The organism is Caulobacter rhizosphaerae (assembly GCF_010977555.1).
In the GTDB taxonomy this organism is placed as follows: domain Bacteria; phylum Pseudomonadota; class Alphaproteobacteria; order Caulobacterales; family Caulobacteraceae; genus Caulobacter; species Caulobacter rhizosphaerae.
The window spans coordinates 1,127,936-1,140,793 of the sequence record NZ_CP048815.1 but is presented as its reverse complement, the minus strand read 5'-3'; the positions used below and the strand labels follow the sequence as shown (position 1 = coordinate 1,140,793).

Below are 12,858 nucleotides of genomic sequence, written 5' to 3'. Positions count from 1 at the left end.
GGCTAGCTCTTCTTGCCCATCAGGGCGGCGATGTCTCGGCGGCTGTCGAGGACGCGGAGAAGATGGATGCCGCTTCCGTCTTCCAGAACCTCATACACGATGCCCCACGGCGTAATTGAAAAGGATCTGGGATTTCCCGCGAAATCAAACCGAATCCGGCCCAGTTGGGATCGACGCGCCAGACGTTCGAAAGCGATCTCCAGTCGGTCGGTGACGGCTGTTGCACGAGTGTCGCCGCTTTCTCGTGCGATCCATAAAGCCAACTGCTTCACGTCGCGACGTGCGTTCAAGCTGCGCTCGATTGTCGGCCCCGGCATTCGTGACGCTAACGGCCTTCCTTGCGCAGCTCTTCACGCACCTCGGCCATGATCTCGTCCATGCTCCAAGGCGTGGCCTTGCCCTCGGCAAGCTCTTGGCGAGCTTGCTCAAGTGACGCGTTGATCTCGTCGCGATTGCGCTCGATCCAGGCGTCCATCTCGGCTTCCGTCGGCAGCGGACCATACAGGTCCGACAGATCGTCGAAGTCGTCCGCCTCGGGTTTCGCCGGCTTGTTCATGGTCCCTAGCCTAACACAGCCTCGGAACGCCGCCTACGGATCGAGCCGGTAGCCCGCCCCGCGCACAGTCTGCAGCATGGCCCGGTCGAAGCCCTTGTCGATCTTCGAGCGCAGGCGGGAGATGTGCACGTCGATGACGTTGGTCTGCGGATCGAAGTGGTACTCCCACACCTTTTCCAGCAGCATGGTGCGGGTCACCGACTGGCCGGCGTGGCGCATCATGAACTCCAGCAGCTGGAACTCGCGGGGCTGGAGATCGATCTCCTTGCCCTGGCGATGGACCGTGCGGTTGATCAGGTTCATCTCAAGCTCGCCCACCTTGAGGGTGGTCGCGACCGCCCCCGTCTCGCGGCGGCGCGACAGGGCGTCGACCCGGGCCATCAGCTCGGCGAAGGCGTAGGGTTTGACCAGATAGTCGTCGGCCCCGGCGCGCAGGCCGGTGACGCGGTCGTTGATCTCGCCCAGGGCCGACAGGAACAGCACGGGCGTCTGGTCGCCCTCGCGGCGAAGGGTCTCGACCACCTCGACGCCGTTCTTCTTGGGCATCATCCGATCGACGATCATCACGTCGAACTTGCCCTTGCCCGCCTCGGTCAGGCCAGCCTCGCCGTCGGGGGCGTGGACGCACTGGTAGCCCGCCTCGGTCAGGCCGTGGCTCATCGCCCCGGCCGCCTCGAGATCGTCCTCGATGATCAGGATACGCATCACCAGCCCCCAAAGCAGGAAAGGGCGTCATCGTACGAATCGATGACGCCCCAGTCGTGTTGTCGTCACGTCCACCCATGGTGGCGCGATCCGCGCTCTGGCGAAAGCCCCCTTGCGAGGGCCTCCGTGATCGTCGGCCTAAGGCGCGATCTTCAGCGGCACGATCGTGGGACGACCGGCGCGGATGATCCGCAGGTTGACGCTGGGGCGCTGCAGCTTCTTGGCCGCGTCGACCGCCGACGACACCTGGGCGGCCGACGCGACCGGCTCGCCGTTGACGCTGGTCAGGACGTCGCCCTTGCGCAGGCCTTTTTCGCCAGCGTCGGAATTGGCCTTCACGCCGTCGATCAGCACGCCCCTGACGGCCGGGTCGATGCTGTAGGTGCGGCGGGCCGACTCGTCGATCGGGACCAGGGTCATGCCCAGGGCTTCCGACTTCTGGACCTGCGGCTTGGCCGGCGCGTCGGCGCCGCCCTCGTCGCTGTCGTCGTCGTTGAGCGACAGCTCCTTCTCGGTGGGACGCACGCCCGACTTGATCTCGATCGTCCGCGGCTTGCCGCCCCGCAGGACAGACAGCTTCAGGGTGTCGCCCGGACGGCCCTTGGCCACCTCGCGCGTCAGTTCCGTGCCGCTCTTGATCTCCACGCCGTTGACGGCGGTGATCACGTCCTCGGGCAGCAGGCCGCCCTTCTGGGCCGGACCGCCGGGCACCAGGTCGGCGACGATCGCGCCCTTGACGTCGCCCAGGCCCTGGGCGTCGGCCATTTCCTTGGTGAAGGGCTGGATCTGGGCGCCGATATAGCCGCGCACCACCTTGCCGCCGTTGATCAGTTGCTTGGCGGTGGCCTCGGCCACGTCGGCGGGGATGGCGAAGCCGATGCCCACCGAGCCGCCGGTCGGCGAGAAGATCGCGGTGTTGACCCCGATCACCCGGCCGTAGATGTCGAACGACGGACCGCCCGAGTTGCCCCGGTTGATCGGCGCGTCGATCTGAATGTAGTCGACGAAGTTCGACGAGCTGTCGCCCAGGTCGCGGTTATAGGCCGAGATGATCCCGGCCGTGGCGGTGCCGCCCAGGCCGAACGGGTTGCCGATGGTGATCACCCAGTCGCCGACCCGCGGCTTGGCCTGGTTCTCGAAGTTGACGAACGGGAACGCCGCGCCCTTGGCCTTCGGGTCGACCACCTTGAGGACCGCCAGGTCGGTGCCCTCGTCGCGACCGACGATCGTGGCCTTCAGCTCGCGGCCGTCCTTGAGCACGACATTGATGCCGTCGTCGTCGGCGTCGGCCACCACGTGATTGTTGGTCACCAGGTAGCCATCGGCCGAGATGAAGAAGCCCGAGCCCGAGGACTGCTGCTTGGGGCCCGGGGCCTCCTCGCCGTCCTCGCCCTTCTGGCCCTTGGGCACGATGTCGAAACCTTCCAGGCCGGGAATGCGCAGCTTCGGCGCGGCGGCGGCCTTGGAGGTCACGTCGATCTGCACCACCGCAGGCGAGACCTGTTCGAAGATGTCTGCGAACGACATCGGCGCGCCGGGCGGCGGCGCGAACATCGGCGCGCCAGCGGCCATCGGCGCACCCGAGGTGCGGATCACCTGCGCCGGCTCGGCGGCGCCCGCGGGACCCATGCGCATACCCACGCCGACCAGCGCCGCGCAGGCCACGCCCGCCCCGGCCACCGCACCGACAAAGAAACCAGACTTCCTAGCAGCCATCTTACGTCTTTCCTCACCCACGGCGCGCGGCGCCGGGTCCTTGGCTTGAGAACCTAGTTGCGCTGGCGAAAGGCGCAATGGTCTTCGATGAGATCATGCGTCCACGCTCAAGATGGTCTTGCGGCGTCTTCGCGGCGCAATCGTGTCATTCGTCCTTCAACAACACCTGAAGACGCGCCTCCTCCACCTCGGAAAGCGCGGGCGAATCTTCACCGTCCGCCGCCGAGGCGGTCCGTCGGCGCAGCAGCAGCGCCATCAGGACGCCGCCCAGGATCAGCGCGATCGCCGGCGTGGCCCAGAGCAAGGCGTTGCCGGCCGAGAACGGCGGCTTGAGCAGCACGAACTCGCCATAGCGCTCGACCAGGAACGCGCGGATCTGCTTGTCGCTGCGTCCCTGCTTCACTTGGTCGCGTACGACCTGGCGCAGGTCGCCGGCCAGGGCCGCCTCGGAGTCGTCGATGGACTCGTTCTGGCAGACCAGGCAACGCACCTCGCGGAACAGCGTGCGGGCCCGGGCCTCCTGGGTCGGGTCGGGCAGGCGCTCGGCCGGGTCGGCGGCGGCGCCGGCCATGCAGGCGATGGCGGCCAACGCGATCAGGAGCCGCCTCACGCCGCCGTCTCCGCCTTCCGCGCCACGCCGAACCGCAGGCGACGATCCGACAGCGACACCACGCCGCCGATCGCCATGACCAGCGGGCCCAGGAAGATCAGCCGCACCCACGGATTGACGAAGGCCCGCACCAGCCACGCCGGCTGGCCGCCCGGGCCCGCGCGGCGCTCGCCCAGCACCACATAGAGGTCGTCCAGCACCTTGGGACAGATCGCCACCTCCGAAGTGGTCTGCTTGCCGGTGGGATAGAAGCGGCGCTCGGGCCTGGCCTCGCAGACTGGCGCGCCGGCCTTGGTGATCTTCACGATCCCGCGCTCGGCGATGTAGTTCTCGCCCTCCCCCGTGCCGACCTCGGTCAGGACCAGCTCGTAGGCGCCCAGCTTCAGCTGCCCGCCGACGCTGAGGGCCTGGGCCGCCTCGACCCGCCAGGTGGTCTCGAAACTCGCGCCCAGCACGAAGATCCCCAGCCCCGCATGGGCCAGGGTCGTGCCCCAGGCGCCGCGCGGCAGGCCGGTCAGGCGGCGGCGGACCTCGGCCCAGGGCGCGCGGAAGGCCTTCACCCGCTCGGCCAGCTCCAGCAGCGCGCCGCCGATCAGCCAGAAGCCGACCACGAGGCCGGCGCTGGCCAGGGCGCTGCGCGGGGCGACCACGGCGAAGGCGACCAGGCCCAGGATCGCGGCCAGCGCCAGGGCCAGCCACAGGCGGCGGACCACCAGCCGCGCGTCGCCGCGCTTCCAGGCCAGCAGCGGGCCGGCCGGCAGGACCGCCATGGCCAGCACCATCAGGGGAACAAACGTCATGTTGAAGAACGGCGCCCCGACCGACACCGCCTCGCCGTCGGTCGCCTCGCGGATCAGCGGGAACAGGGTGCCGACCAGCACCACGGCCGTGGCCGTCGACAGGATGATGTTGTTCAGGACGATGGCGCTCTCGCGGCTGACCGGGGCGAACAGACCGCCGCTGTTCAGGCTGGGCGCGCGCAGGGCGAACAGCGCAAAGCCTGCGCCGGCCGCGATGCCCATGATGGTCAGCAGCAAAACGCCGCGCGTCGGGTCGACGGCGAAGGCGTGGACGCTGGTCAGCACGCCCGAGCGCACCAGGAACGCGCCCAGCATGGAGAAGGTGAAGGCCGCCAGCCCCAGGAACACCGTCCAGCCCGGCAGGGCCCCGCGCTTTTCCAGCACCACGGCCGAGTGCAGCAGGGCCGAGCCGATCAGCCAGGGCATGAAGCTGGCGTTCTCGACCGGGTCCCAGAACCACCAGCCGCCCCAGCCGAGTTCGTAATAGGCCCAGAAGGCGCCCAGGGTGATGCCGACGGTCAGGAAGCTCCAGGCCGCCAAGGTCCAGGGCCGCACCCAGCGCGCCCAGGCCGCGTCGACCCGGCCCTCGATCAGGGCCGCCATCGAGAACGAGAACACCACCGAAAAGCCGACATAGCCGCAGTAGAGGAACGGCGGGTGGAAGGCCAGGGCCGGGTCCTGCAGCAGCGGGTTCAGCGACGCGCCCTCGACGGGAACGTCCAGCAGCCGGGCCATCGGGTTGGAGGCGAAGACGGTGTAGGCCAGGAACAGCACGCCCAGCGCGCCCTGGGTCGCCACCGCATAGGCCCGCAGGCGCGGCGGCAGGGCCTCGCCGAAGCTGGCCACGGCCGCGCCGTAGCCGGTCAGCACCAGGCACCACAGCAGCATCGAGCCCTCGTGGCTGCCCCAGGCGCCGGCCACCTTGTAGAGCATCGGCTTGGCGGTGTGGGAGTTGGCCGCGACATTGGCCACCGAGAAGTCCGACACGACGAAGGCGTGGACCAGGGCCAGGAAGGCCAGGGCCGTGCAGAGGAAGGCCCCAAGCGCCGCCCCGCGCCCGGCGCCGGCCAGCATGGACGAGCGCCGCGCCCCGCCGATCGCCGACAGGATCAGCTGCAGGGCCGACAGGACCAGGGCCAGGACCAGGGCGTAGGCGCCGAATTCGGTGATCATCAGTTGGGCTTCCCCGCCCCGTAAGCCGGCTTGGCGCCGTCGCCGCGCCACTCGCCCTGTTCCTTCAGGGCCTTGGAGACCTCGCGCGGCATGTAGCGCTCGTCGTGCTTGGCCAGCACCTGCTTGGCGACGAAGGTCCCGGACCCGTCGAACGCCCCTGACGCGACGACGCCCTGGCCCTCGCGGAACAGGTCCGGCAGGTCGCCCTTGTAGCGGACCAGGGCGGTGGAGCGCTGGTCGGCGACCACGAACTCGACCAGGCCGTCCGGATGTTTGACCACGCTGCCGGCCTTGACCAGCCCGCCCAGCTGCACCTTGCGGCCGGCCGGCACGTGGGCGGCGGCGGCCTGGGCCGGGGTGTAGAACAGCGAGATGGCGTCGCGCATGCCCCACAGGGCCAGGCCCACAGCCAGGGCCACCACCGGGGCGGCGACGGCCAGGACCGTCAGGCGGCGGCGCGCCTTGCGCGATTTGGGCAGGAAGCTCATGGCCTGGAGGTCTTTTGAGACGGAGTTTGCGCCGCTTGGCGCAGGGCGGCCAGCACCTTGGGCTGGTCCTTGTAGCGCGCCTGGGCCTTGGCCAGGGCGGCGTCGCGGCGGGCGGCGTCGCCCAGCACGGCATAGGCGCGCACCAGCTTGACCCAGCCGTCGGGATCGCCGGGATTGGCCTCCAGCCGGGCGGCCAGGCCGGCGACCATGCCCTGGATCATGTCCTGGACATTGTCGCCGCCCTCTGCCGGCTGGCCGGCGGGGGCGGCGCTGGGCCGCAGGCCGCCGTCGGCCTGGACCTGGGCGATCTGGTGGCCAAAGCCCATGCGGCGCGGATCGTCGGGCGGCAGGTCGGCCAGCAGCGCCTTCCAGTCGGCCAGCCCGCCCCGGACGTCGCCGTCGGCGATGCGGGCCAGGCCCAGATGGTAGCGGGCGCTGACGTTCTTGGGGTCGCGCTTCAGCGCCTCGGCGAAGGCCTTGCGGGCGTCGGTCCCGATCTCGCCCTGACCGTCGGCCACGAAGGTCTCGCCCAGCCCGGCCCACAGGTCGGCGCGGGCGGGGGCCAGGATCACGGCCCGGCGCAGGGCCTGGGACGCGCCGGTGGCGTCGCCGGCCATCATCCGAACCAGGGCCAGGTTCTTCAGCGGTTCGGGGTCGGTGGGGCGCTGGATGGCGATCTGCTCCAGCACCGCGGCCACTTTCTGCGGCTCGAGCTGGGTGAGGTCGGTCCTGCGCCATTCGGCCACGCGCTTGAGGAACGGCTGGTCGGCCATGCCCAGCCCGCCGACCAGGCCGTAGATCCCGATGGCCAGCACGGGGGCGGCGGCGGCCAGGGCCAGCACCAGCGGCCGCAGCTTGGGATTGGCGGGCGGCCACGGCGCCTGGCGGTCGGCGGCGGCGATCAGGCGGCGCCCGGCCTCGGCCCGCGCGCCCTTCAGCTCGGCGTCGGCCAGCAGGCCTCGCGCGGCCAGGTCGTCGATCTCGGACAGCTGCCGCCGGTGCACGGCCAGGCTGGCGTCGTCGCCGCCCGCGCCCGCGGCCGCGGACGCCCGCGCGGCGCCGCGCAGCACCAGGGCGGCGACGACGGCCGACAAACCCGCCGCAGCGATCCAGAAAGCGATCATGTCGCGCGTGTTAGCCGGGAACACGGCGGCGCCGTTAGCGAAAAAAGCGCTTAAGGGGAGCCTTCCCCCTGCTCCGCTCATCCCGGCGAATGCCGGGACCCAGATCCCATGGCGGAGAGTCTGATGGGACGACCGCTGAGTTCTTGGCGTCCGACACACCGCCATTCCATCTGGGTCCCGGCATTCGCCGGGATGAGCGGGGTTTGGGGATAGATGGATGGGACGTTGAAAGCCGGCCCTAAGCCGCCGCCGCCATCGCCGCGGCCGCGCGGCGGCGGACGATCTCGGCGGTCTTTTCGTCGCGGCTATAGGCGATGTAGCCGGCGGCCAGGTCGACATAGAGCCGCGCCAGGCCCTGGTCGCCGCCGTCGCCGGTCCGCACGATGTGCAGGATGTCTTCGATGTACTGGTCCAGGCGGCCGTTCAGCTTCTCCAGCACCTTGGCGCGGCTGGAGCCGTAGCCGCTCTGCAGGGCGCAGCCGCGGATCTCGGCGATAAACACCAGCACCGCGGTCAGCCGCCGGACCTGGGTCTCGTCGGGCTCGGCCGTCAATTGCGGCACGCCCTTGCCCTTCTTGCCGCCCAGGATCGAGATCGGCCGCAGCGGCAGGGCCGCCAGCAGCTCCTTCTCGGCCGCGTTCATCCGCGCCTCGACCGCCTGGGCGATGGCCTGTTTGTACTTGACCAGGCGCCGGCCCCAGGGGCCTTCCTTGGCCATGTTCACCGACTGCTCCAGTTCGGTGATCTGCTGAGCGACCCTTTGGGCGGCGTGGGCGGCCTTGCGGCCCTCGGCCTCGCCCTTGGCCGGGTCGAAGGCGTTGATGAAGTCGATGTTCTTTTCGATGTCGGCCAGCACCCGCTCGCCGAACGCGCCGACCTCCGACGAGGCCCAGAACTTGTCGCCCGGCCGGTCCATGACCGCCGAGATCACCCGCAGGATGCGGAAGTCGTCCGGCAGGTGGGCGGCCAGCATCTCGAACAGCAGCGGCCCGGCGTCGGGGCGGATGGCGCAGGCGTCCTTGTAGGCCAGTCGGGCCGAGGAGGCGCGCTCCTCGCTCATCTTGCTGACCCACTCCTGCAGCTTGGGCAGGGCGCCGCGCACGATGGTCGACAGCTCCAGGCACGAGGCCAGGGCGTCAACGTCGCAGAGGGCGTCCAGCGCCTTGAAGCCGGCCTCGGTCTGGGCGCGCAGGCCGCGGGAGGCGACCTTGCACAGTTCGTCGAAGACGTCCGGCGGCCCCTGTTCCAGGTCCCACGGATTGCACCGCGCCGCGGCCTCCTCGACCTTCTTGGGCGCCTGCTGCCTCAGGGCGGCCCACAGCAGGGTCAGGGCGCGAGGCGGGAACGCCGTCTGCCCGGCGTCGCGCGCGACGCACAGCGGGACGATCGGGGCCAGCACGCTGTTGCGGACATAGCGGGCGGTGACCTCGTCCTCGACCAGGCCGCGCACGGTCGCCAGCGCGCCCTGCCCGCCGGCGGGGCCGGCCAGGGCGAGCTCGAGGCTGCGCAGCGCGGCGTCGGGCGCGGTTTCCACCAGCTTCCGAACCATCAGCAACTTGTTGGCGGCGATCGCTGCCATAACCCCCCACAGGACGAGCCCGCTCCGGGCCGCGTCAACCATGTCGCCAACGAGGTTAAGACTTTCCGAAACCATAAGTTTTCGCAGCGCGAACGGCAGCGTCGAAAGGTCGCTGGGCGGCCGGCGCGGCATGCGCGAAATGTGGGGTTGAGCGGAGGAACGCCTGGCTCTCCTCCCCCGTGAACCGGGGAGGGGGCAAGCGCCGCCCTACCCCTCCGACCTCGGCAGCACCAGGGTCACGCGCAGGCCGCCCAGGGGCGAGGCGCCCAGAGTGACCGAGCCGCCATAGGCGCGGGCCAGTTCGTCGACGATCGACAGGCCCAGGCCCGAGCCGGGGGTATGCTCGTCCATCCGCTGCCCGCGCTTGAGGGCGTCGGTCCAGCGGTCGGGCGGCAGGCCGGGACCGTCGTCGTCGACGGTCAGGGTCATCTGCTCGGGCGAACTGGCCACGGCCTCGGCCCGCACCTTGCCCTTGCACCACTTGCCGGCGTTTTCCATCACGTTGCCGGCCAGCTCCATGAAGTCCTGGCGCTCGCCCTGGAAGCACAGGTCGTCGGGGCACCGCCAGTCGATCTGCACGCCCTTGTCCTGGAAGATCCGCTCCAGGGTCACGGCCAGTTCGTCCATGATCGGCTCGACCGGCGTACGCTCGCCCGAGGTCTGGGAGCGGGCGGCGGCGCGGGCCCGGCGCAGGTGGTGATCGACCTGTTCGCGCATGGTCTGGGCCTGGCGCTCGACGACCTCGGCCAGGGCGCCCGGCCGCTGGCCGGCTTCGGTCAGCATCACCGACAGCGGGGTCTTCAGGGCGTGGGCCAGGTTGCCGACGTGGGTGCGCTGGCGCTCGACCACCTCCTGGTTGTGCGACAGCAGGGCGTTCAGCTCGACCGCCAGCGGCGCCAGCTCCTCGGGATAGTCGCCGTCCAGCTTCTCGGCCTTGCCGCGGCGGACCGAGGCCACCTCGCGGCGCAGGCGGAACAGCGGCACCAGGCCGACCCGCACCTGCACCACGACCGCGGCGATCAGGCCCACGCCCAGGATGACCAGGGCCAGGGTCGTGATACGCCCGAAGCGGTCGGCGTCGGCGTCGATCGGCGAGCGGTCCTCGGCGGCGATGAACACCACCGGCCGCGGATAGCCGGGCAGCCGGGCCAGCAGGGCGGCGGCGCGCAATGGCCGGTTCTGCGGGCCCTTGAGGTCGAAATAGAGGGTCTTGCCGGGCTCGGACATCAGCCGTTCGGACTGCTCGACCGGGATCACCAGGTCGCTGTCGAACAGCGACCGCGAACGCTCGACCACGTTCAGCCCGCCGCCGCCGGCCGGCTGGTCGAAGATCGTCCAATAGCGGCCGGAATAGGCCCGGGTGGCGCGGATGTCGGTCAGGACCGGGGCTTTCAGCACCCCGTCGTCGACGGTGGAGCCGGCATAGAGGTCGTCGGTCAGCACGGCCAGCGACTGGTCGAACCGGCGGATGGCCGCGTCGCGGAACTGGGCGGTCAGGAACACGCCCGCCAGCACCAGCACCACCAGGTTCCACGCCGCCGCCAGCAGCACCAGCCGCCGGACCAGCGAACGCTTGCTGAGGTCCCACATGGTCAGAAGCCCTCAGCCAAGACAGCGGGTCCGAAAACCTCGTCCTTCGACAAGCTCAGGATGAGGTTTTCCACTGGCACGCCGCTCACAGTCGCCCTCATCCTGAGCCTGTCGAAGGACGAGGGCGCGCCCTCGGCGTCAACCGGCGATCCTAGTCCGTCGTCTCGCCTTCCAGCGGCGTCAGGCGGTAGCCCAGGCCGCGCACGGTCTCGATCCGGTCGCTGCCCAGCTTCTTGCGCAGCCGGCCGATGAACACCTCGATGGTGTTGGAGTCGCGGTCGAAGTCCTGGTCGTACAGGTGCTCGACCAGCTCGGTGCGGCCGATCACCCGGCCCTGGTGCATCATCATGTAGTGCAGCAGGCGGTATTCCAGCGAGGTCAGGCGCAGGGGCTCGCCGTTGACGCTGGCCCGGGCGGCGCGCGGGTCCAGGCGCAGGCCGCCGCACGACAGGGTCGGCGAGGCGTGGCCGGACGAGCGGCGCAGCAGGGCGCGCAGGCGGGCCAGCAGTTCCTCGGTGTGGAACGGCTTGGTCAGGTAGTCATCGGCGCCGGCGTCGAAGCCCGCGACCTTCTCGTTCCACGAACCGCGCGCGGTCAGGATCAGCACCGGCGTGGCGACATTGCCCCGCCGCCAGCGCTCCAGCACCGACACGCCGTCCACCTTGGGCAGGCCCAGGTCCAGCACCACGGCGTCGTAGGGCTCGGTCTCGCCCAGGAATTGGGCCTCCTCGCCGTCGGCGGCATGGTCGACGGCGTAGCCCGCGTCGCCCAGGGCCAGCTTCAGCTGGCGCGACAGGTCGGGGTCGTCTTCGACAAGCAGGATGCGCATGGAGGAGTCTCTGTCTCGTGACGCTGGATAGGAAACTTAGTTGGCGCTGAGGATCTGGCCGGTCTGGGCGTCGACGATGAAGTCGATGCGGCGACCGTCGGTCGTGGCCCAGCGGACCCTGTAGTTGGGGCCTTCCAGGCCGGCGTCCAGCACCCGGCCCGGCGTGCGGCGGCCGATCTGCTCGATCACCCGGCTGAGCGGCACCAGACGTCCCGACTGCACGCCCCCGCGCGCCTGGTCCTGCCGGGCGCGCCAGTCGGCGCCCAGCGAGTCCGGGCCGCGCTGCGCGGACGCCGCGCCGGGGAGGGCGGTGGCGGCCAGGGCGGCGGCGAAGAGGAAATGGATCGGCTTCATGGGCTCCGGTGTAGAGCGTCGCGGCTGAATAGAGGCTGAACACGGCCGTTATGGACGGGCAACGTCGTTCTGTCACGGATTCGACGAACAAAGGTCGGGCGGCCGCCCTTCGCTCGCTCTTGCCGCCAGGCCTGGAGACCGACGCCTTCGCCGCGGACTTGCCAGCGAAATGGCGCGGCTCTAGCGTGCAATCTTCGCGTGCATGCCCGCAGGCTTACAGCCCAACGCGCCGCGCGCCGCGCCGGATCCCCGGGGGTCCTTGGGAACCAACTTTTCTGGGGAGAGAGGCATGCGGCGGTTCGGAGAGGTCAGGCGGGGCTTCCTGGCCGGGGCGCTGGCGCTGGGCCTGGCCAGCCTGGCCGCCACGGCCGTGGCCGACGCGCCGCCGCCCAGCGCCAGCCTGAGCCCAAGCCCCAGCCTGAGCCCAAGCCCGGCCGACGGCGTGATCCAGGCCATCGGCGTCTCGCCGTCCAGGCTGGGCGCCAACGCCGACCAGCTGACCTTCCTGCCGACCGGCGCCCCCGGCCCGGTGGTGCTGACCGTCGACCGTCCGGCCGACAAGCAGGCCCTGGACCTGGGCGCCCGGCCGGGCGACCGGATCTGGCTGACGGTGGACGATCCGCTGAACCCGCGGCATGTGGTCCAGATCACCCGCCTGGCGCGGCCCGTGCCGGCCCTGCAGCGGACGATCGCCCTGGTCGCCGCCTTCGCGGTCATCGCCGCCTTCGCCAGCTTGGCCACGGCCGGCCGCCCCTGGCGGTTCCTGGTCGGCAACGACAACCGCATGAGCAATTCCCAGACCCAGATGGCGCTGTGGTTCGGCGTCGTGGCCATGGTCTATGGCGCCACCCTGATCCTGCGCGTCTGGTTCCTGGGCTGGGAGTTCATGGGCGGCATCGCGATGACCGCCAACGTCCTGGCCATGACCGGGCTTTCGGGCCTGTCGTTCGGCGCGGCCAAGGTGGTGGCCGTGCAGAAGGACGCCGACGCCGCGGCCGCGCCCGGCGCCGCCACCGCCCCGCCCGATCCCGCCCCCCGGCCCCGGATCGCCGACCTGGTGCTCAACGACTACGGCGCCGCCGACCTGGGCGACTTCCAGATGATCCTGATCAGCAGCCTGGCCACCCTGATCTTCGCCGCCGCCAGCTGGGAGTTCCTGACGATGGTCGACATCGTCCGCGCCACCACCCTCCCCGACGTCGACACCGCCCTGCTGGGCGGCTTCGGCGTCGGCCAGGGCGCCTACCTGATCAAGAAGGCGGCGCTGCCGAACGGGGTGGGGTGAAGTGGTTCAACGCCCGTGGACGGCGTTCTATGGTCCGCCCCGCGCCCGT

13 protein-coding genes are annotated in these 12,858 nt (G+C 70.6%); 1 reads left to right on the top strand and 12 read right to left on the bottom strand.

Annotated elements, in window-relative coordinates; genetic code table 11:
* Positions 1–2: 2 nt before the first annotated feature.
* From G3M57_RS05290 to G3M57_RS05235, 12 genes are all read right to left on the bottom strand, one after another.
* Positions 3–290: a type II toxin-antitoxin system RelE/ParE family toxin gene (locus G3M57_RS05290; RefSeq protein ID WP_163229233.1), complete on the bottom strand. Its 288-nt coding sequence runs from the start codon at positions 288–290 to the stop codon at positions 3–5.
* 35 nt (positions 291–325) lie between these two features.
* Entirely contained in the window at positions 326–556 is a 231-nt protein-coding gene (locus G3M57_RS05285; RefSeq protein ID WP_056753236.1) for a hypothetical protein, read from the bottom strand.
* 33 nt (positions 557–589) lie between these two features.
* Entirely contained in the window at positions 590–1,261 is a 672-nt protein-coding gene (locus G3M57_RS05280; protein ID WP_056753238.1) for a response regulator transcription factor, read from the bottom strand.
* Between the two features lie 138 nt (positions 1,262–1,399).
* On the bottom strand, positions 1,400–2,977 hold the full coding sequence (locus tag G3M57_RS05275) for a trypsin-like peptidase domain-containing protein (RefSeq protein WP_163229231.1): 1,578 nt from the start codon (positions 2,975–2,977) through the stop codon (positions 1,400–1,402).
* 145 nt (positions 2,978–3,122) lie between these two features.
* The gene (locus G3M57_RS05270; RefSeq protein ID WP_082564496.1) at positions 3,123–3,587 is read right to left on the bottom strand and encodes a cytochrome c-type biogenesis protein; all 465 of its coding nucleotides are present in this window, start codon (positions 3,585–3,587) and stop codon (positions 3,123–3,125) included.
* Positions 3,584–5,560 carry a heme lyase CcmF/NrfE family subunit gene (locus G3M57_RS05265; RefSeq protein WP_163229229.1) on the bottom strand — a complete coding sequence of 659 codons (1,977 nt, stop codon included), beginning with the start codon at positions 5,558–5,560 and terminating at the stop codon, positions 3,584–3,586. The genes G3M57_RS05270 and G3M57_RS05265 overlap by 4 nt, the downstream gene beginning before the upstream one ends.
* Positions 5,560–6,048 (bottom strand): cytochrome c maturation protein CcmE, encoded by a 489-nt coding sequence (gene ccmE / locus G3M57_RS05260; RefSeq protein ID WP_163229227.1) that lies wholly within the window; start codon positions 6,046–6,048, stop codon positions 5,560–5,562. The genes G3M57_RS05265 and ccmE overlap by 1 nt, the downstream gene beginning before the upstream one ends.
* Positions 6,045–7,172: a c-type cytochrome biogenesis protein CcmI gene (gene ccmI / locus G3M57_RS05255; RefSeq protein ID WP_163229225.1), complete on the bottom strand. Its 1,128-nt coding sequence runs from the start codon at positions 7,170–7,172 to the stop codon at positions 6,045–6,047. Before ccmI ends, ccmE begins: the two co-directional genes overlap by 4 nt.
* Before the next feature lie 238 nt (positions 7,173–7,410).
* Complete coding sequence (locus tag G3M57_RS05250) at positions 7,411–8,751, bottom strand: hypothetical protein (protein WP_163229223.1); 1,341 nt, start codon at positions 8,749–8,751, stop codon at positions 7,411–7,413.
* 207 nt (positions 8,752–8,958) lie between these two features.
* Positions 8,959–10,341 (bottom strand): ATP-binding protein, encoded by a 1,383-nt coding sequence (locus G3M57_RS05245; RefSeq protein ID WP_056753255.1) that lies wholly within the window; start codon positions 10,339–10,341, stop codon positions 8,959–8,961.
* Between the two features lie 151 nt (positions 10,342–10,492).
* Positions 10,493–11,170: a response regulator transcription factor gene (locus tag G3M57_RS05240; protein ID WP_163229221.1), complete on the bottom strand. Its 678-nt coding sequence runs from the start codon at positions 11,168–11,170 to the stop codon at positions 10,493–10,495.
* A gap of 36 nt (positions 11,171–11,206) precedes the next feature.
* Complete coding sequence (locus G3M57_RS05235) at positions 11,207–11,524, bottom strand: PepSY domain-containing protein (protein ID WP_163229218.1); 318 nt, start codon at positions 11,522–11,524, stop codon at positions 11,207–11,209.
* A 289-nt stretch (positions 11,525–11,813) separates the two neighbouring features.
* Between G3M57_RS05235 and G3M57_RS05230 the strand changes: the two genes are divergently transcribed.
* Entirely contained in the window at positions 11,814–12,809 is a 996-nt protein-coding gene (locus tag G3M57_RS05230; protein ID WP_163229216.1) for a hypothetical protein, read from the top strand.
* Positions 12,810–12,858: the final 49 nt, after the last annotated feature.